Origin of the sequence: Pseudothioclava alba, assembly GCF_033100795.1 — a bacterium.
Taxonomy (GTDB): domain Bacteria; phylum Pseudomonadota; class Alphaproteobacteria; order Rhodobacterales; family Rhodobacteraceae; genus Pseudothioclava.
The window spans coordinates 85,489-104,382 of record NZ_JAWLVI010000001.1; the positions used below are offsets into that span (position 1 = coordinate 85,489).

Annotated in this window: 15 protein-coding genes and 1 tRNA gene; 6 read left to right on the forward strand and 10 right to left on the reverse strand. The window is 60.9% G+C overall.

From position 1 onward, the window contains the following. Positions 1–58 precede the first annotated feature (58 nt). From RYZ20_RS00415 to RYZ20_RS00430, 5 genes are all read left to right on the forward strand, one after another. On the forward strand, positions 59–1,753 hold the full coding sequence (locus RYZ20_RS00415) for an ABC transporter permease (RefSeq protein WP_411572299.1): 1,695 nt from the start codon (positions 59–61) through the stop codon (positions 1,751–1,753). Positions 1,754–1,803: 50 nt separating this feature from the next. Beyond that, positions 1,804–1,879, forward strand: a tRNA-Thr gene (locus tag RYZ20_RS00420). 100 nt (positions 1,880–1,979) lie between these two features. Then, positions 1,980–2,228: a DUF6538 domain-containing protein gene (locus RYZ20_RS15835; RefSeq protein ID WP_411572300.1), complete on the forward strand. Its 249-nt coding sequence runs from the start codon at positions 1,980–1,982 to the stop codon at positions 2,226–2,228. A gap of 1,115 nt (positions 2,229–3,343) precedes the next feature. After that, a complete protein-coding gene (locus RYZ20_RS00425; RefSeq protein WP_317669906.1) occupies positions 3,344–4,420 on the forward strand; it encodes a hypothetical protein in 1,077 nt (358 codons plus the stop codon). Next, on the forward strand, positions 4,417–5,913 hold the full coding sequence (locus tag RYZ20_RS00430; RefSeq protein WP_317669907.1) for a glycosyltransferase: 1,497 nt from the start codon (positions 4,417–4,419) through the stop codon (positions 5,911–5,913). Before RYZ20_RS00425 ends, RYZ20_RS00430 begins: the two co-directional genes overlap by 4 nt. A 680-nt stretch (positions 5,914–6,593) precedes the next feature. Here the strand turns inward: RYZ20_RS00430 and RYZ20_RS00435 are convergent. From RYZ20_RS00435 to glpD, 10 genes are all read right to left on the reverse strand, one after another. Next, a complete protein-coding gene (locus RYZ20_RS00435; RefSeq protein ID WP_317669908.1) occupies positions 6,594–7,490 on the reverse strand; it encodes a bifunctional 5,10-methylenetetrahydrofolate dehydrogenase/5,10-methenyltetrahydrofolate cyclohydrolase in 897 nt (298 codons plus the stop codon). 141 nt (positions 7,491–7,631) lie between these two features. Next, positions 7,632–8,777, reverse strand: a complete 1,146-nt coding sequence (locus RYZ20_RS00440) for an iron-containing alcohol dehydrogenase (RefSeq protein WP_317669909.1) — start codon at positions 8,775–8,777, stop codon at positions 7,632–7,634. 7 nt (positions 8,778–8,784) lie between these two features. Continuing rightward, positions 8,785–10,275: a glycerol kinase GlpK gene (glpK, locus tag RYZ20_RS00445; RefSeq protein WP_317669910.1), complete on the reverse strand. Its 1,491-nt coding sequence runs from the start codon at positions 10,273–10,275 to the stop codon at positions 8,785–8,787. 121 nt (positions 10,276–10,396) lie between these two features. Beyond that, positions 10,397–12,109 carry an ABC transporter substrate-binding protein gene (locus tag RYZ20_RS00450; protein WP_317669911.1) on the reverse strand — a complete coding sequence of 571 codons (1,713 nt, stop codon included), beginning with the start codon at positions 12,107–12,109 and terminating at the stop codon, positions 10,397–10,399. A 52-nt stretch (positions 12,110–12,161) separates the two neighbouring features. Then, entirely contained in the window at positions 12,162–12,434 is a 273-nt protein-coding gene (locus RYZ20_RS00455; RefSeq protein WP_317669912.1) for a DUF2160 domain-containing protein, read from the reverse strand. A gap of 13 nt (positions 12,435–12,447) precedes the next feature. Then, entirely contained in the window at positions 12,448–13,251 is an 804-nt protein-coding gene (locus RYZ20_RS00460; RefSeq protein ID WP_317669913.1) for a carbohydrate ABC transporter permease, read from the reverse strand. After that, positions 13,248–14,123, reverse strand: coding sequence for a carbohydrate ABC transporter permease (locus RYZ20_RS00465; protein ID WP_317669914.1), 876 nt, complete (start codon positions 14,121–14,123; stop codon positions 13,248–13,250). Before RYZ20_RS00465 ends, RYZ20_RS00460 begins: the two co-directional genes overlap by 4 nt. Continuing rightward, entirely contained in the window at positions 14,123–15,205 is a 1,083-nt protein-coding gene (locus tag RYZ20_RS00470; protein ID WP_317669915.1) for an ABC transporter ATP-binding protein, read from the reverse strand. Before RYZ20_RS00470 ends, RYZ20_RS00465 begins: the two co-directional genes overlap by 1 nt. Positions 15,206–15,216: 11 nt before the next feature. Continuing rightward, on the reverse strand, positions 15,217–16,308 hold the full coding sequence (locus RYZ20_RS00475; protein WP_317669916.1) for an ABC transporter ATP-binding protein: 1,092 nt from the start codon (positions 16,306–16,308) through the stop codon (positions 15,217–15,219). 10 nt (positions 16,309–16,318) lie between these two features. After that, the gene (gene glpD / locus RYZ20_RS00480; RefSeq protein WP_317669917.1) at positions 16,319–17,929 is read right to left on the reverse strand and encodes a glycerol-3-phosphate dehydrogenase; all 1,611 of its coding nucleotides are present in this window, start codon (positions 17,927–17,929) and stop codon (positions 16,319–16,321) included. A 191-nt stretch (positions 17,930–18,120) separates the two neighbouring features. On the opposite strand from glpD, the gene RYZ20_RS00485 reads away from it, so the two are divergent. Continuing rightward, positions 18,121–18,882, forward strand: a complete 762-nt coding sequence (locus RYZ20_RS00485) for a DeoR/GlpR family DNA-binding transcription regulator (protein ID WP_317669918.1) — start codon at positions 18,121–18,123, stop codon at positions 18,880–18,882. The last annotated feature ends 12 nt before the right edge of the window (positions 18,883–18,894 follow it).

Below are 18,894 nucleotides of genomic sequence, written 5' to 3' on the forward strand. Positions count from 1 at the left end.
TTCATACATTATCGGGGGTTTTCTGGACAGGCAAACCACTTTCGGGGTAAACGCCCTCATGCTTTCCGAGAAGAAGACTCAAGATATGCCCGCACCCATCTCTCACGGCAGTTCCGGCTTGCGGCAGTCGGGCGGCGGTATCTGGTCCGCTGGCGCGCTGCTGATCGCGGCGATTGTGGTTGCGCCGATCCTCTCGGTGATCTGGATCGCTTTCAATCCGACCGAGAATATCTGGCCGCATCTGCTGGCCACGACCCTGCCGCGTTACCTGACGAATACGGTGATCCTTGCGGCAGGGGTTGCGGTGATCTCGGCAGGTGCGGGGGCGGGCGCGGCGTGGCTGATCTCGATGTATCGGTTTCCGTTTTCGCGCTGGCTTGAATGGCTGCTGCTGTTGCCTCTGGCGATTCCGGCCTATGTCGGCGCTTATGCGCTGGTCGATTTTCTGGATTACTCGGGGCCGGTGCAGGGCGCGCTGCGCGAGGCCTTTGGCTGGGCCAGTGCGCGCGACTACTGGTTTCCGCAGGTGCGCTCGCGTTGGGCAGCGGTGATTGTGCTCTCGGCTGCGTTGTATCCTTACGTCTATCTGCTGTCGCGCGCGGCCTTCCGCGAGCAATCTGGCGGCAGCTACGAGGTGGCTCGCGCTCTTGGGGCCGGGCGCTTTGGTCTGTTCTGGCGCGTGGGTCTGCCGCTTGCGCGTCCCGCGATTGCGGCGGGGGCGGCGATTGCGATGATGGAAACGGTCGCGGATTTCGGGGTGGTCGATTATTTCGGTGTGCAAACCCTGACCACGGGGATTTTCACGACCTGGCTTGAGGCTGGAAACGCGGGCGGGGCGGCGCAGATCGCCGTGGTGATCCTCGGGATCGTGTTCCTTTTGCTTGCCTTCGAAAAGATCTCGCGCAGGCATTCGCGTTATTACCAATCCGCGCGCCAGCCGCGCCCGATTTTGCGCACGCAGCTTAAGGGGGCATCCGCCTGGGCCGCGACGGCGCTGTGCCTGTTTCCGTTCCTTCTGGGCTTTGTGCTGCCGGTCTCGGTGATTGCGGTGCATGCGCTGGACAACCCTGAAAGCTGGTTCGGTCCGGGGTTGGCGCGGGCGCTGTGGCACACGGTTTCGGTGGGCGGGACCGCGGCGATCGTGACAGTTCTTGCGGGGCTGTTCATGGTTTACGGAGTGCGGATGACGGGGCGGCGCCTGCCGCGCGTCGTGCTGCCCTTTACCACAGTCGGTTATGCGGCGCCGGGCGCCGTGCTGGCGGTGGGGATTTTACTGCCGCTGGCGGCTTTCGATCACCGTCTGGCCGATGCGATTCTGGCGCTGACGGGCTATGATCCGGGGCTGCTGCTGACCGGCTCGGCGCTGGCGATCATTCTGGCCTATCTCGTGCGGTTTTTCGCGATTGCCCAAGGCGCGGCGGATGCGGCCTTTGGGCGGGTGGCGCCAAGCCTGCCGATGGCGGCGCGGTCTCTTGGACGCACGGCCGGGGGCACGCTGCGCGAGGTCTATCTGCCCTTGATGCGCGGCTCCGTCGGCTCGGGGCTATTGCTGGTCTTCGTGGATTGCGTGAAAGAGCTGCCCGCAACCATGCTGCTGCGCCCCTTTAATTACGAGACCCTCGCAACCCGCGTGCACGAAAAAGCCAGCCTTGAAAACCTTGGCGATGCCGCGCCGCCCGCACTTCTGGTGATCGCCGTCGGGCTGGCTGCAACGGCGCTTCTGGCGCGCGCCAATCTGAACGGTCGGCACTGAAACTCACGGCTTGCACAGCCGCGCGCGGCCTTGTATTCCACTTTGCGAGTGCCGGCATAGCTCAGCTGGTAGAGCAACTGATTTGTAATCAGTGGGCCGGGGGTTCAAGTCCCTCTGCCGGCACCACATATTACCGAAATGAAGCGGTAAGTTCACGATAAGCATCTGAAAACGCTCCACAATTAATGACCTCGACCTTGTCGGGATGCTCGGAGCGTAGACCATTTTGAAGACCAAATCGGTTCCTTTCACTTTCCGCAAAGACGGGTACTTTTACTTCACTCGTCGAATCCCAGCTGACCTCAGGGGGCACTATCAGGCTCCAAGGATCGTCGAGGCGTTGAGGACCAATTCAGCCTCGATTGCTCGGGTTCGGGCTATGGTCGCAGCTTCTAAGCTGGATGAATTCTGGTCGAGGTTGCGGATAGCCTCGCATGATGTCCCGGGTCGTAAAATTCTCAGGGAACAGCCTTGAACAAATGGATCAAGACCCAGACGAAGCAGGATTTCTCCATGCACGGGTTCAGGCATGCAATGCGGGACAGATTGAGGGCGGTTGAGTGCCCGGCAGATATTGTCGATCAGATCGGTGGATGGACGACAGACGGGGTAGGGCACAGCTACGGTCAGGGTTATCCGCTTGAGGTCTTGCAGCGCTGGATGCTCAGAGTTTCAACGACAACGTGAAATTGAATCAAATAGTGGTGGTAGGCAACTGAGCGCTACGCTCCGAGCATCCCGACAAGGTCGAGGTCATTAATTGTGGAGCGTTTTCAGATGCTTGAGCCGAGTGAGCTGAGCAATCTCGGTGATAAGCTGGTACCCGCAGCCTGTTTTCCGTTCCTGCTACAGGCACCGACGACAAGCAAACGCCCTTATTTTCTTGGTTATAATGAAACGGAGTTCAACGCAATCAGGCGCGTTTTGGTCTACTCTGAGGTCAACTCTGCTTTGGTCGTGATAGTTGCCCGCCCGAAGGCTGTCCATGTCGCCCCCCTGACCCCAGTTCCGCCAGAAACCGTAAACGCAGCTCCAAGCGAGGCACCCCGGGGCATGGACCAGTGCGGGTGCAGGGGTTGTATGTGCTTGGGCTTTGCCAGTGAGGGGCAGCTTGAAGTCTGGAAACCAGATTGGATGTGGCTGAAGGGGAGGAAGTTATGGCAGGAGAACAGGCGGTCACGGTAGAGGTCTTCGGGTCACAGCTTTACTGCCCGTAGGTTGATTTTATCGCCCTTAAGGTGCTTCCCGGTAGGTGGGACCATTCCGTACGCTAACCAGCCATAAAACGACCCTTGAGACAGCCCGCTGAGCCATCTCGCTTGGGATTGTCGTGTGAGCTGTGAGTTGGCAGCCCCGTCGTAAAATCCCTTGAACCGTTTCTTGGGTATCCCTTTCTCGACAGAGAATTGACGGCGTCTCGACACCGCCATGATATGCCGCCCCTCAGGGCATCACCAACTTCCGCGCGTTTCTCACTCCGATCACCCTTGCATCACATAAGCCTAGCCCCTACACACTCCAGCGAAAGGGCGCGAATGGTTCATACTCGCCTTATTTATTGTTTTTAGTGCTGGAAGCGCCGAGGGCAGAATGCGAAAAACGCTTTGGATACACATCGGTCACTTCAAGACCGGCACAACCGCTTTGCAGGTCTTTTGCGCTTGGAATAAAGCCAATCTGGCTAAACACGGAATTTCATATAGCCCTGAATGCCAGAAGCACTCCAAGCACTCCAAACTAGCATTTTCGCTGTATCGCCAGGCCGGTATTACCCATCTGATGCACGGTTTTGCGAACGACACCCCGGCCAAGGAACATTGGGATGTTGTTCTGAATGAGGCGTTGTCAAACAGCGCTCCGGCTACCCTGATAAGCTCTGAGGAGTTTATGCGACTGGGATCGCACCCTGATGCGGAACAATTACTCGCATCAATCATCGAACCTTGGCGCAACAAGTTTGACTTCAGGGTCGTTGCGTATCTGCGCTCACCCGACGCCCATCTACATTCATGGTATAACCAGTTGATCAAGATGAGCCAGCCCATTCCAGACTTCAACGCTGCGGTCACCTCTGTGATGGAGGCCGTGCATTACGACTATGCGCTTGCCTTGGCTCCTTGGCGACGGATTTTCGGAGATGGCGCGATCAATATCCGCGCCTATCGGGACGACTTCAAGAACAGCACCGCGCTGTACTCGGATTTTCTGGCGACGCTTGATGTGCAAGCTGGCACGGATTTATCGGACTGGAAGCATCCTCAGAAAGACGTGAATCCACGCATGGACGAACATCTTCTGCAATATATCAGAATTGCAAACCGCCTGAATATTGCCCCTGAAGGCCGGGATTGGCTGAAAAAACGGATCTGTGCAGTCCTTGAGGGTGCGCAGGATGGTGGGCACTCAAGTTTTAAGGAAATCATTTCGCAAAGCCAACAGGGGCTGGAACTGATCGACTCCGAGTTGCCGCACGGTCTGGACATTGAGGCGATGCTGCAGGACAGTCCGCGTCCTGACGAGTCCGGCGCATCGGAAATGCAGATTGCGCTTGAAATCGCGCTTGGCGAAATCGCGGTTCTAAGGCGGCAGCAGCGACAATCACTAAAGACACTATCCGAGCGCCTTGACGCCCTCGAAAAGCTGCCGAAGGGGCGCCTCTTACGATGAGCACGATGAAAATTCTCTACTACAACTGGGTTGATTATCTGGATGACGAGCATCGGGGTGGCGGCGTCACAGTTTATCAGCGCAACCTGATGCATAGCTGGGATACCGATCCCGATATTCAGGAAGTGTTCCTCTCTGCCGGTGTTTCCTACGACCTGTTTAATCGTGCCCCTCGGTGGGAACAGGTTCGGCACGGACCGACAGAGGACCGCGCACGCCGCTACGAGATCGTGAATTCCGGCGTTCTGGCTCCTGGGCACCTCTCATTCGGTGCTGATACCCAGATCTCGCACCAGCCGACGGTTGACACGTTCCTAGACTTTATCGACAAGACCGGCCCCTACGACATCATCCATTTCAACAATCTCGAAGGGCTTCCTGTCGAGGTTCTGAATCTCAAGCAAATCTGGCAAAAAACGCGGGTTATCGTCTCGCTGCACAATTACTATCCGTTCTGCTCGCAGGTAAATCTGTGGAAGCGCGAGGCCGAGAATTGCACGGATTTTCTGGACGGTGCGGATTGCAGCACTTGCCTCGTCCACGCTCTCCCCACGAGGCCCGCAGTGGTCGTGGCCAACGGCTTGGCGTATCATCTTAAACGCGCGGGAATACGCTCTGGCACAACGACATTTAAAATCCTGCTTCGGCAGCTTATGCGTGCGGGACGTTTTGCGTATCGTCTTGTCGGCAAGCTGCGAATGAAACGCCCCGCCCAAGAGGCGTCGGCGAAATCTGTCGATCGCCTCAAGGTTGGCGCACCTTTCCGTGCGCGTCGTGAAAAGATGATCGACGCCCTGAATCGTAATGCCGACCTGATCTTGTGTGTCTCGGATGCGGTAAAGGAAATCGCCAAGCGATATGGTCTGCGTCCCGAGCTGTTGCACACAAGTTATATCGGTTCGGCGCACGCGCGCAAATTCCAAGAGACCCACCCCGCCAGCAGTCTTCTGAATGAGGACGGGACGCTGACACTTGCGTATCTGGGCTATATGCGGCGTGATAAGGGCTTCTATTTCCTCCTCGACGCGCTTGCAAAGCTTCCCCCCGAAAAAGCGAAACGTGTTCATCTTCTGGTCGGCGCGCGTAGCGGCGATATGGAGGCTATCACAGGGCTGAATGCCCTGAGGTTCCGTCTTGCCAGCCTTACCCATGTGGACGGCTATCAGCCAAACGAGCTGGACAGCCTGCTGGCCGATGTGCGGGTCGGGCTTGTGCCCGTGCTCTGGGAAGACAACCTGCCCCAAGTTGCGATCGAGATGCACGCACGCCATATCGCCCTTCTGACCTCGGATCGGGGAGGTGCTAAGGAATTGGGTCGCTACGCCGATCTGGTTCACGAAGCAGGCTCTGCCACCAGTTTCGAGGCCTGCCTCACCCGCATTCTGAACGGTGAAATCGACCTCGACGCCTATTGGGCGGGGGCTATGGCGCCGGTCTCGATGCAAGAGCACACTGCGGACCTGCTGCGCGTTTATAAAAGCACGGCGTGTTGAGTTCCTCAGAGCCGTGACCCGGCATTTTCACCGGGATCTGACACTTTGGTGTTATGTTCTGGCATTCAGCTCATGCCGGCTCTCGGGCTTCATCCCTTTGGCTTGACCTCAAAGGAACCTTGGGTCGATCTCATTCGCTGGCCGAGAGAATGGACCCTTTGCTTCCCGTGGTGGACCCTAAGGGACACTTGGTAAGCAGGTCGCCAAGGCGGGGCGCTGATTGCTTTGAGCTAGCCCCCGAAATTCGGACGCTGGCGTAAGCTACGATTTGTTGTCTGCTGGTCTTCGACGAGAAGGAGATCAGAGATGTCGAAACGGAAGCAACATGCGCCTGAGTTCAAGGCGACCCCAGTTCCGCCAGAAACCGTAAACGCAGCCTGTAGCAGGAACAGAAAACCCTCTGCCGGCACCACAAAATATCATGTAACATACTGATATTGAAAGATTTTCTGCTGTAGTTGGGTTGTATTGTGTTCACATCCGTGTTCACAAGGGGAAAAGAGTTCGTGTCGGTGATCGCCGTGAAATACGCCCAAAAAGACCCAAGGACAGGCAACCTGAATTACAGGCGGCGGGTCCCCAAGGTTCTGCAATCGCAGTTCCCCAGCCAAACAATGCTTGTGAAGGTGCTGGGCAAAGGCGGGGCCGCACTGGTCGCCTAGCCGCGACAAACCGCTGAGTTATTTCGTCGCGATCCAGCCCGAGGCGATCTGGCGTTTGTGCGCGACAAGGGCGTTGCGCATCAGAATCGCGACGGTGACGGGGCCGACGCCGCCGGGAACCGGGGTGATCCAGCCGCAGACTTCGCGCACGGCGTCCGTGTCGACGTCGCCCAGAATCCGCACCGAGCCGTCGTCCGTGGTGACTTGATTGATGCCGATGTCGATGACGGCCGCGCCGGGTTTGATCATCTCGGGGCCGATCAGATGCGCCTTGCCGACCGCGACCACAACCACATCGGCGCGGCGCGAATGCATCGCGACCGAGCGGGTCATATGGTGGCAGACGGTGACGGTCGCACCTTCGGCCATCAACATGAAGGCCGTGGGCTTGCCGACGATCTCCGAGTGGCCGATGACAACAACCTCCAGCCCGCGCATCTCAAGGCCGGTTTCGCGGATCAGCTCGACTGCGGCGGCGGCGGTGCAGGGGGCCAGCGCGACGTCGTTATAAACGATATTGCCGATCGAGGCGGGGTTCATCCCCTCGACGTCCTTGAGCGGGTGGATCGCCGATTGCAGCGAACGCACATGGATATGTTCGGGCACGGGACGTTGCAGGATGATGCCCAGAACCTCGGCGCTGTCATTCAGTGCCGCGATGCGCTGTTTGCACTCATCCTGAGATATATCGGCGGGCCAGACCTGTTGATCGAAGGGCAGGCCGACCTTGGCCGCGCCGCGCGCCTGATTGCGCACATAGACGTCGATCTCGGGCGAGGGGCCGATCGAGATCGAGACAAGGTGGCCGATCGGATAAGTCGCGGCGGCCTCTTCCAGCTCGGCCCTGACCTGATCGAAAATCCGCGCCTGAACGGCCTTTCCGTCGATGACGCGGTGATCGTGGAACTTCGGCATCGGGGCACCTCTTTGCGTGTCGATTGGCCCGGGGTTTGCGGGGCAGGCCCGGGAAACTGACGGGAGAATGCCAAATTGGCGGCACTTTACTCCAAACGCCGCCGACGCTTTATCGCGGAAAAACGGCTAGGCGTTTGGTCGCTAGGCGGCGCGGGCCAGTATGGTGACTAGCTGATCGGTGGACAGGGCGACGGGGTTCGCCTTCATCGAGGAGCTGGATCTGGCGGCCTCGGCGATCGCGGGGAATGACTGCGCGGCGATGCCGAAAGCGGAAAGGCGCGGCAGCCCCCAGATGTCGATCTGCGCGCCAAGGGTAGCGAAGGCGTCTTCGGGGGCGCCGCCCAAGGCGCTGGCGATCCAGTGGGCCACCTCGTCGAAGCGGCGGGTATCACGCCCTTGCTCGTGCAGTGTCTGGCGGTTGAGCGGCAAGACCTCGGGCAACAGCCGCCCGCAGATCGCACCATGCGGCGCGTCCGAGACGCCCCCCAGAACGCCCGCCAGCCCATGCACCGCGCCAAGCCCCGCGTTTGCCAGCGCAATCCCGCCGAAATAGCTGGTTTTTGACAGGGCATCGCGGGCGGGGGCGTCCTCGCCCGCCATCAGCGTGACGAGGGCGCAAAGCCCCGTGGGGATCGCCTCGCGGCACAGCGCATCGGTCAGCGGATTGGCGCGGACACACAGATAGGGTTCGATCACCTGTGTCACCGCATCCAGCCCCGAGGCCAGCGTCACCGCGCGCGGGCAATGATCGGTCAGCGCAGGGTCGATAACGGCCAGCGCCGCCATCATCCGGTCGTCGCGCAGGCTGACCTTGCGGTGATGGTCGGGCATCGAAATCACCGCGTTTTTCGTGGCCTCAGCGCCTGTGCCCGAGGTGGTGGGAATAGCGATAAAGGGCAGGGGGGCTGCGTCAAGCGGAGCGCTGTCGCCGACGATTTCAAAATGGCGCAGCACATTGCCTTGTGCCGGCAAAAGCGCGGCCAGCGCCTTGGCCAGATCGAGCGCCGACCCGCCGCCAAGCCCGACAACCGCTTCGGCCCCGAAACCGGACAGATCGTCCAGCGCGGCCAAAAGTTGCGGCAGGCTCGGCTCTCCTTGGGTGAAAATCTGCGCGATCTCTGCCCCTTCGGCCTGCAGCGCCGCTTCAAGCTCGCTGCGCCAGCCGACCGAGCGGCTGGCGACCAGCACGATCCTTTGCCCAAGGGCGCGAATGGCGGGCGCCGCAGAGGCCCGCGTTCCGCGCCCGAAGAGCGTGCGTTGCGGACAAAGAAGCGAGAAGGGCGTCATGCGTGCCTCAGACAAAATCAATGGTTGCGGCGACGGCCTTTTTCCAGCGCGCATAGCGTGCCTCGCGGTCTGGCGCCTCCATCGCGGGGGAGAACTTGCGCTCCAGCGCCCAGTTTTGCGCGAACTTTGCGGGTTCGGGGTAAAGCCCCGCGCGGTAGCCCGCCAGCCACGCCACCCCAAGTGCAGTGGTCTCCAGCACCTCGGGGCGGTCAACGGGGGCGCCGATGATGTCGGCCAGAAACTGCATCGCCCAATCCGAGGCCGTCATGCCGCCATCCACCCGCAGCGTTGCCGCCGTGCCGGATGAGGCCCAGTCGGCGCGCATCGCCTCCAACAGGTCGCGGGTCTGGTAGCCCACGCTTTCAAGGGCTGCGCGCGCGATCTCGGCGGGGCCGGTGTTGCGCGTCAGGCCGAACATCGCGCCCCGGCATTCGGCGTTCCAATAGGGCGCGCCAAGGCCGGTAAAGGCGGGCACCAGAACCACCCCTTGCGCGGGGTCGGCACTTTCGGCAAGCGGCTGGGTTTCCTTGGCCTCGCGGATGATCTTCAGCCCGTCGCGCAGCCATTGCACCACCGCGCCTGCGATAAAGATCGAGCCTTCCAGCGCATAGGTCGGTTTTCCGTCCAGCTGATAGGCGATGGTGGTCAGCATCCGGTTTTGCGAGCGCACTATCTGATCGCCGGTGTTCAGCAGCGCAAAACACCCCGTGCCATAGGTCGATTTCATCATACCCGGTTCAAAGCAGGCCTGCCCGACGGTGGCCGCCTGCTGGTCTCCCGCAACGCCCATGATCGGGATCTCATGCCCGAACAGATCGGCGCGTGTCGTGCCGTAATCGGCGGCGCAATCCTTGACCTCGGGGAGCATCGCCATCGGGATGCCAAGCCGGTCGCAGATCGTCGCGGACCAGCGCCCCTTGGCGATGTCATAAAGCATCGTGCGCGCGGCGTTGGTGGCGTCGGTCGCATGAACGCGCCCGCCGGTAAGCTTCCAGATCAGGAAGCAATCGACCGTGCCGAACAAAAGTTCCCCCGCCTCGGCACGGGTGCGTGCGCCCTCGATATTCTCCAATATCCAGCGCAGTTTCGTGCCCGAGAAATAGGGGTCCAGCAGCAGGCCGGTTTTTGAGGTCACGGCCTCTTCGAACCCTTCGGCGCGCAGGCTCGCGCAGAACTCTGCCGTGCGGCGGTCTTGCCAGACGATGGCGTTACAGACCGGCTGGCCGGTGGTTTTGTCCCAGACAATGGTGGTTTCGCGCTGGTTGGTGATGCCGATCGCGGCGATTTGCTGCGCGTCTATCCCTGCGCGTTCGATCGCCGCGCGCGAAGTGGCAGCGACGGTGGACCAAAGATCGGCGGGATCATGTTCAACCCAGCCCGAGGCGGGGAATATCTGGCGGAATTCTTCCTGTGCCGAGGCCACGGGCTTGAGCGCGGCATCGAACAGGATCGCGCGCGAGGATGTCGTGCCTTGGTCAATCGCCAGAACGTAGGTCATATCTCTCCCCCCATGTGACGGCGCGCCGCCGGTCTTATTTGAAAAACCCCGCGCGAGGGGCTTGTCGAAGAAGACGCAAGAAAAGGGGCGGGTGCAACCCCGCCCCTCCGGTTTGGTCAGATTACTGCCACGATGCGATCAGCTCGTCATAGGCGACGGTTTTCGGCTCTTCGCGCTCATCGGCAAGCTTCGCCTTGGGCGCGCCCGGCTGGCTCAGCCAGTAGTCCGGGTCCATCTCGTCGTTGAGCTTCGGCCCAAGATCGCCCTGAACGCCTGCGCGTTCCAGACGCATGAGCACCTTTTCCTGCTCGGCGCAGAGGCTGTCCATGGCTTCTTGCGGCGATTTCGCACCGGAGGACGCATCACCGATGTTCTGCCACCAAAGCTGCGCGAGTTTCGGATAGTCAGGCACGTTGGTGCCGGTGGGCGACCACTGGACGCGGGCGGGCGAGCGGTAGAACTCGACCAGACCGCCCAGTTTCGGCGCGCGCTCGGTGAAGGACGGGTGCTGGATCGAGGATTCGCGGATGAAGGTCAGGCCGACATGCGATTTCTTCACGTCCACCGTCTTCGAGGTCACGAATTGCGCGTAAAGCCATGCGGCCTTGGCGCGGTCCACGGGCGTCGATTCCATCAGCGTCCACGAGCCTGCGTCCTGATAACCGACCTTCATGCCCTCTTCCCAATAGGCGCCATGCGGCGAGGGCGCCATGCGCCACTTGGGCGAGCCGTCCTCTGCCACGACCGGCAGGCCATCCTTGACCATGTCGGCGGTAAAGGCGGTGTACCAGAACATCTGCTGGGCGATTTCACCCTGCGCCGGAACCGGGCCTGCCTCGGAGAAGACCATGCCACCTGCTGCCGGCGGGGCGTAGTTCTTCAGCCAGTCGATGTATTTGGCGATCGAATAGACCGCTGCCGGACCGTTGGTCGCGCCCCCACGGGCCACGCACGAGCCTACGGGCTGCGAGTTTTCGTTCACACGGATGCCCCATTCGTCGACCGGCAGGCCGTTCGGTTCACCCTTGTCGCCAGCACCCGCCATCGAGAGCCAGGCGTCCGTAAAGCGCCAGCCAAGCGAGGGGTCTTTCTTGCCGTAATCCATGTGGCCATAGACCTTGGCCGGACCGCCCAGATAGCTCATGTCGCGGCCGGTGAAGAACTTGGCGATGTCTTCATAGGCCGACCAGTTGACCGGAACACCCAGATCGTAGCCGTATTCGGCCTTGAAGTCGGCTTTGGTCTTGGCATCGTTGAACCAGTCGTAGCGGAACCAGTAAAGGTTCGCGAACTGCTGGTCGGGAAGCTGGTAGAGCTTGCCATCGGGGCCGGTAGTGAACGAGGTGCCCACGAAATCGGCCAGATCAAGGCCGGGGTTGGTGACATCGCTGCCTTCGCCCGACATCCAGTCGGTCAGGTTGCGCGCCTGCTGATAGCGCCAGTGGGTGCCGATCAGGTCGGAGTCGTTGATATAGGCGTCATAGATATTCTCGCCCGACTGCATCTGCGTTTGCAGCTTTTCGACGACATCGCCTTCGCCGATCAGGTCATGGGTGATCTTGATGCCGGTGATCGCGGTGAAGGCGGGTGCCAGCACCTTGGATTCGTATTCATGCGTCGCGATGGTTTCAGAAACCACCTTGATTTCCATGCCAGCAAAAGGCTTGGCCGCATCGACGAACCACTGAAGCTCGGCCTCCTGATCGCTGCGCGAGAGCGCCGACAGATCACCGATCTCGCCATCAAGGAAAGCCTTGGCCTCCTCCATGCCTGCGAAAGCCGGGGTGGTGGCCATCAGCGCAAGCGCCATAGCCGTGGTAAAGTGCAGTTTCATGATCTCCTCCCTGAGAATTGTGGACTGCGTTACTTGGTGTGACGTGCGGGGGTCAGACCCAGCGGAAGACCGCTGCGGCATAGACCAGGCACAGGATGAGCGCGCCCCAAAGGGGCGGCCCCATCAGGGCCAGCCAGATCAGATTGATGAAGGCCGAGCCCAGAAGGCTGATGAAAAGACGATCGCCGCGTGTGGTCTCGATCCGGAGAATGCCAAGGCGCGGGGTCTCGGGGGATTTGATCGCCAGCACCGTGAAGATGATCAGCAGGCAGGCGATGGTGGCGAAGAAAATCGCGGTGGGAACGGTCCAGGCCATCCAGTCCATGGGTCGAGCCTCCTTACACGCGGCCCAGGGCAAAGCCCTTGGCGATATAGTTGCGGACGAAATAGATCACGAGCGCGCCGGGGATGATGGTCAGCACACCGGCCGCCGCCAGCACGCCCCAGTCCATGCCGCTGGCCGAGACCGTGCGGGTCATCGTGGCGGCGATGGGCTTGGCGTTGACCGAGGTCAGCGTGCGCGACAGCAGCAGTTCCACCCACGAGAACATGAAGCAGAAGAAGGCCGCGACACCGACACCGCTTGCGATCAGCGGCAGGAAAATCTTGCCGAAGAACGCGGGGAAGGAATAGCCGTCGATATAGGCGGTCTCGTCGATCTCTTTGGGCACGCCGCGCATGAAGCCTTCGAGGATCCACACCGCCAGCGGCACGTTGAACAGGCAATGCGCCAGCGCCACCGCGATATGGGTGTCGAACAGTCCGACCGAGCTGTAAAGCTGGAAAAAGGGCAGCGCAAAGACCGCGGGCGGCGCCATCCGGTTGGTCAGCAGCCAGAAGAACAGGTGCTTGTCGCCCAGAAAGCGGTAGCGCGAGAACGCATAGGCCGCAGGCAGGGCAACCGCGATGGAAATCGCTGTGTTCAGAACCACATAGATCAGCGAGTTAACGTAACCCATATACCAGCTCGGGTCCGTCAGGATGGTGATGTAATTGGCGAATGTCAGATCATCGGGCCAGAGCGTGAAGGTCGAGGTGATCTCGGTGTTGGTTTTCAGGCTCATGTTCACCAGCCAGTATATCGGCAGCATGAGGAACAGGATATAAAGAGCCATTACAACGGGTTGGGTCTTGATCTTCATTTCTGGCCCTCCGCTTTCTCAAGGTTGGTCATGACCGTGTAGAAGGCCCAGCTGACGAGCAGGATCACGAGGAAATACATCAGCGAGAAGGCGGCGGCGGGGCCGAGGTCGAACTGCCCGATGGCCATCTTCACAAGGTCGATCGAGAGGAACGTCGTCGAGTTGCCGGGGCCACCGCCGGTCAGCACGAAGGGTTCGGTGTAGATCATGAAGCTGTCCATGAAGCGCAGCAGGATCGCGATCAGCAGCACGCCTTGCATCTTGGGCAGTTCGATGAAGCGGAACACCGACCAGCGGCTTGCCTGATCGATCTTGGCGGCCTGATAATAGGCCTCGGGGATGGATTGCAGGCCCGCATAGGCCAGCAGCGCGACCAGCGAGGTCCAGTGCCAGACATCCATCACGATCACCGTGACCCAGGCGTCGAACGCATTGGCGGTGTAGTTGTAGTCAATGCCAAGCTGCGCCAGCGCATAGCCCAGAAGGCCAATATCGACGCGCCCGAAAATCTGCCAGATCGTGCCGACCACGTTGAACGGGATCAACAGCGGCAGCGCCATCATCACAAGGCAGACCGAGGCCCAGAAGCCTTTCTTCGGCATGTTCAGCGCGACGAAAATACCAAGCGGCACCTCCAGCGCCAGAATGACCGCCGAGAAGATCGCCTGCCGTCCAAGCGCGTCCCACATGCGCTGCGAATGCAGCATGTCGTCGAACCAGTCGAGGCCCGCCCAGAAGAACTTGTTATTCCCGAAGGTGTCCTGGATCGAATAGTTCACCACCGTCATCAGCGGGATCACCGCCGAGAAAGCGACAAGCACCAGAACCGGCAGCACCAGAAACCAGGCTTTGTTGTTAAGCGTCTTGTCCATCACTTCTCCTCCCCGAGCGGTGCGACACGCCAGTCATCGGCATAGACGTTGATTTTTTCCGGCGCGAAGAGGATGCGCGTTGCGTCGGCCTCGATCTCCATCCCCTCGGGGGCGGTCAGGTTGACGCTGGCGCCCATGACCTCGCCACGGATGATCCGGTGGCGGCCGACGTCCTCGATGCGGCGGATGGTGAAGGGCAGGCCGCCTTCGCGACCCAGCACGCAGAACTCGGGGCGGATGCCAATCTGGGTGCGGCCCGAAATCGGCCCGTGGGCCGCACCCAGTGGCACCTCGAAGCCGTTGATAACGGCCCGAGATCCGGTGACTTCGGCGTCAAAGAAATTCATCCCCGGCGAACCGATGAAATAGCCCACAAAGCTATGGGCGGGGCGCTCGAACAGCTCTTCGGGCGTTCCCATCTGCACGACGCGCCCGTCATACATCACCACGACCTTGTCGGCGAAGGTCAGCGCCTCGGTCTGGTCATGGGTGACATAGATCATCGTATGGCCGAACTCGCGGTGCAGCGCCTTGAGCTGCGTGCGAAGCTCGAATTTCATATGCGGGTCGATCACGGTCAGCGGCTCGTCAAAGAGGATCGCGTTCACGTCCTCGCGCACCATCCCGCGTCCGAGCGAGATTTTCTGCTTGGCGTCCGCTGTCAGCCCGCGCGCCTTGTGCGACAGCTCGGCCTCCATGCCGATCATCGCGGCGATCTGGTCGACGCGCGCCTTGATATAGCCCGCATCCATCCCGCGATTGCGCAGCGGGAAGGCAAGGTTGTCGCGCACGCTCATGGTGTCGTAGACGACCGGAAACTGGAACACCTGCGCGATGTTGCGCTCGGCGGTGGGCGCGTCGGTGACATCGCGGTCGCCAAACAGAACCCGCCCGTGCGAGGGGCGCAACAGCCCCGAGATGATGTTCAGCAGCGTCGATTTCCCGCAGCCCGAAGACCCAAGAAGCGCATAGGCGCCGCCGTCTTCCCAGACGTGATCCATTTCTTTGAGTGCATAATCCGCCTCGGACGCCGGGTTCGGATAGTAGCTGTGCGCGAGGTTTTTCAGAGTGATCTGTGCCATGTCGTCCCCCCTCAGGCCGCGAAGGCATAAGAGGCGGGGGCGGCAAGCTGCCCGTCCTCGGTAAAGAGGTAAATAAACGCCGGATCAATCGCGACTTTCTGGCGCGAACCATGCGCCAGAGCGTGGACACCGTGCACGAGCCCCACCCATTTCTGCGCGCCGATGCGCAGGTGCAGGAAGGTCTCTGATCCGGTGATCTCGGTGCCTGCCAGATCGCAGTCGAACTCGACGGCGGTGCCGTTGTGATGGCCAGCCAGTTCAAGGTGGTTGGGGCGGAAGCCTGCGATATAGCGCCCGTCCGCCAGCGCGGCAAAAGCCCCGTCCGCAGGCGCATTCGCGCCTTGACCAAAGGTCAGCCGGTGGCCGCGTTTTTCGACCTGAATAAAGTTCATCGGCGGGTCCGAGAAGACGCGCGCGGTGACCATATCGGCGGGCTGGCGGTAGACCTCGGCGGTGGGGCCGAACTGGGTCACACGGCCTTCCCAAAGCGTCGCTGTGTTGCCGCCCAGAAGCAGCGCCTCTTCGGGTTCGGTGGTTGCGTAGACGAAGATCGCGCCGGAAGCCTCGAATATCTTTGGGATTTCGACGCGCAGCTCTTCGCGCAGTTTGTAATCGAGGTTCGCCAGCGGTTCATCCAAAAGAACCAGACCCGCCCCCTTGACCAAAGCCCGCGCCAAGGCGCAGCGCTGCTGCTGTCCGCCCGACAGCTCCAGCGGTTTGCGCGCGAGCATGGGCGTAAGCTGCATCATCTCGGCGGTCTCGCGCACGCGGCGCTCGATCTCGGGCTTGTTCACCCCCATCAGTTTCAGCGGCGAGGCGATGTTGTCGTAAACGCTCATCGCCGGATAGTTGATAAACTGCTGGTAGACCATTGCGACGCGGCGGTCCTGCACGCGCTGCCCGGTGACATCCGCGCCCTCCCAGAAGATCCGCCCCGTGGTCGGCTGGTCCAGCCCCGCCATCAGCCGCATCAACGAGGTTTTCCCCGCCAGCGTCGGCCCCAGCAGCACGTTCATCGTGCCCTTTTGCAGCGTCAGGTCGGTGGGGTGGATATGGACCCGCCCGTCAACCGAACTGGAAACGCCTTTGAGTTCCAGTGTCATTCTCTCTCCCTCACTCCGCTGCGGGGGCGGCGCCCCTTGCGGTGTTCTCCTCGTTGCGCGCGGCCATGAAGACCCCAAGCGCGGCGATCTGTTCCGCGCTCAGGCGCAGCCCAAGCTTGGTCCGGCGCCAGATCACGTCCTCCGCCGTGCGCGCCCATTCCTTGTCTATCAGCCACGACACCTCGGCTTCGGTCAGCGTTGCTCCGAAGTCGCGCCCCAGGTCGTTAGCGCTCACAGAATTGCCCAAAATTTTTCGCGCGTCCAAGCCGTAATGACGCACCAGCCGCAGTGACCACGCGTCACCAAGCCAGGGGTAATCGCGGCGCAAATCGGCGATGACCTGTGCCGTGTCCTGCGGGCGGAACCCGCCGCCCGGCAGGGTAACGCGCGCTGTCCAATCGCCGGACATCCCTTTGAAATACGGCGCAAGTTTTTCCAGCGCACTTTCGGCCAGACGGCGGTAGGTGGTGATCTTGCCGCCAAAGACATTCAGCACCGGCGCGCCACCATCCGCATCGAGCGAAAGCACATAGTCGCGCGTGGCCGCCGTCGCCGAAGACGCGCCATCGTTATAGAGCGGACGCACCCCCGAATAGGTCCAGACGATGTCGTCGCGCGTCACCGGCTGGCGGAAATACCGCGAGGCAAAGGCGCACAGATAGTCTTGCTCGGCCTCGGTGCAGATGGCCTCACCGGCCGGTCCCTGATGGTCCTGATCGGTGGTGCCGATAAGGGTGAAATCCTGCTCGTAGGGGATCGCAAAGATGATCCGCCCGTCCTCGCCCTGAAAGAAATAGCAGCGGTCGTGGTCATAGAGTTTGCGCGTCACGATATGGCTGCCACGCACAAGCCGGATCGATTCACGGGTGTTCAGCTTGATCGTGTTGCGGATCACATCTTCGACCCAGGGGCCGCCCGCGTTGACCAGGGCGCGTGCAAGATGGGTGCGCTGGCCACTGGCGTCTTCGGTCACGATGCGCCAAAGACCGCCCTGACGCTCGGCAGAGATGACCTTGGTGCGCACCAGAATATGCGCGCCGCGCGCCTCGGCATCGCGGGCATTGAGCACCACAAGCCGCGCATCCTGCACCCAGCAATCGGAATATTCATAGGCAAAGCCGAATTTCGGGTTCAGCGCCGCGCCTGCATTATCCTGCGTCAGGTCAACCGTCCGGGTGCCCGGCAAAATCTTGCGCCCGCCCATGTGGTCATAAAGAAACAGCCCCAGCCGGATCAGCCACGCGGGCCGACGCCCCTTCATCCACGGCATGACAAAAGACAATAGCCGCGAGGTGGGCGTGTCGTTCTCAAAGCGCATATCGGGGTGGTAGGGCAGCACAAAGCGCATCGGCCAGCTGATATGCGGCATCGCCTCCAGCAGGACCTCGCGCTCGCGCAGCGCCTCGCGCACAAGGCGGAATTCGAAAAACTCCAGATAGCGAAGCCCGCCGTGGAACAGTTTTGTCGAAGCCGACGAGGTCGCCTGCGCAAGGTCGCCCATCTCGGCCAGTGTCACCGACAGGCCACGCCCGACAGCGTCGCGGGCTATCCCGCAGCCGTTGATGCCGCCGCCGATCACAAAAATATCGACCGGTTCGATGTCGGATTGTTCCGAAGTCACAGACGCTCCTCCCTTCGCTGTGATCGTAAAAGGCGCGAGTCGCCGCGAAATGTCAATTAATAAGTTTCGTTTTTTTTCAAAACGAATATAAACGCGCCATAACGCGCCCATTTTGCGCAGCTTTCGAAATCAGGCAAAACTCTTGGGTGACAAGCAAAGAAAGCTGTGGCAGCAGGGGGATAGGAGGAAATATGGCGCTTAACATCAGGCAGAACGAAATTCTCGAAATCGCGCGAAACGAAGGCCGTGTGGTGGTCGAGGATCTGGCCGAGCGGTTCAATGTGTCGCTGCAAACGATCCGGCGCGATCTGTCGGAGCTGTCGGACGCGGGGCTGATGGACCGCGTGCATGGCGGCGCGGTGATCCGCACGGGGGTCGCGAATTTCGCCTATGAGGAACGCCGCCGGATGCACGAGGCGGAAAAGGCCGCAATCGGGCGGGCCTGTGCGCGGATGATCCCTGATAACTGCTCGATCATCCTGAACCTTGGCACCACGACCGAGGCCGTCGCGCGCGAGCTGCGCAACCATCGCAACATCACGGTGGTCACCAACAATATCAACGTGGCCAATATCCTGATGGCCAATGAAAGCTGCGAGATCATGGTGGCGGGCGGGACGCTTCGGCGGTCGGATGGCGGGCTTGTCGGTGATCTGACTGCGGATTTCATGAACCAGTTCAAGGTGGATTACGCAGTGATCGGCGCCTCGGCGCTGGATGAAGAGGGCGACCTTCTGGATTATGATCTGGCCGAAATCCGTGTCAGCCGGACGATCCTGCAGCAGGCGCGCAAACGCATTTTGGTGACGGATGCCTCCAAGCTGGCACGCTCGGCGCCGGTGCGGCTGGCCTCGCTCGAGACGCTGGACGCGCTGTTCATCGACCAGCCGCTGCCCGAGGCTTTGGCCAAACGCTGCGCCGAATGGGGCACCGAGGTGCATGTGACGGGCTAGGCTTTTCACCCG

Excerpts from the sequence above, each read along its gene's own strand:
- RYZ20_RS00415 (WP_411572299.1), top strand. The coding sequence starts at position 59 with ATGCTTTCCGAGAAGAAGACTCAAGATATGCCCGCACCCATCTCTCAC.
- RYZ20_RS00425 (WP_317669906.1), top strand. The coding sequence starts at position 3,344 with ATGCGAAAAACGCTTTGGATACACATCGGTCACTTCAAGACCGGCACA.
- RYZ20_RS00430 (WP_317669907.1), top strand. The coding sequence starts at position 4,417 with ATGAGCACGATGAAAATTCTCTACTACAACTGGGTTGATTATCTGGAT.
- RYZ20_RS00435 (WP_317669908.1), bottom strand. The coding sequence starts at position 7,490 with ATGCCGAAGTTCCACGATCACCGCGTCATCGACGGAAAGGCCGTTCAG.
- RYZ20_RS00440 (WP_317669909.1), bottom strand. The coding sequence starts at position 8,777 with ATGACGCCCTTCTCGCTTCTTTGTCCGCAACGCACGCTCTTCGGGCGC.
- glpK (WP_317669910.1), bottom strand. The coding sequence starts at position 10,275 with ATGACCTACGTTCTGGCGATTGACCAAGGCACGACATCCTCGCGCGCG.
- RYZ20_RS00450 (WP_317669911.1), bottom strand. The coding sequence starts at position 12,109 with ATGAAACTGCACTTTACCACGGCTATGGCGCTTGCGCTGATGGCCACC.
- RYZ20_RS00455 (WP_317669912.1), bottom strand. The coding sequence starts at position 12,434 with ATGGACTGGATGGCCTGGACCGTTCCCACCGCGATTTTCTTCGCCACC.
- RYZ20_RS00460 (WP_317669913.1), bottom strand. The coding sequence starts at position 13,251 with ATGAAGATCAAGACCCAACCCGTTGTAATGGCTCTTTATATCCTGTTC.
- RYZ20_RS00465 (WP_317669914.1), bottom strand. The coding sequence starts at position 14,123 with ATGGACAAGACGCTTAACAACAAAGCCTGGTTTCTGGTGCTGCCGGTT.
- RYZ20_RS00470 (WP_317669915.1), bottom strand. The coding sequence starts at position 15,205 with ATGGCACAGATCACTCTGAAAAACCTCGCGCACAGCTACTATCCGAAC.
- RYZ20_RS00475 (WP_317669916.1), bottom strand. The coding sequence starts at position 16,308 with ATGACACTGGAACTCAAAGGCGTTTCCAGTTCGGTTGACGGGCGGGTC.
- RYZ20_RS00485 (WP_317669918.1), top strand. The coding sequence starts at position 18,121 with ATGGCGCTTAACATCAGGCAGAACGAAATTCTCGAAATCGCGCGAAAC.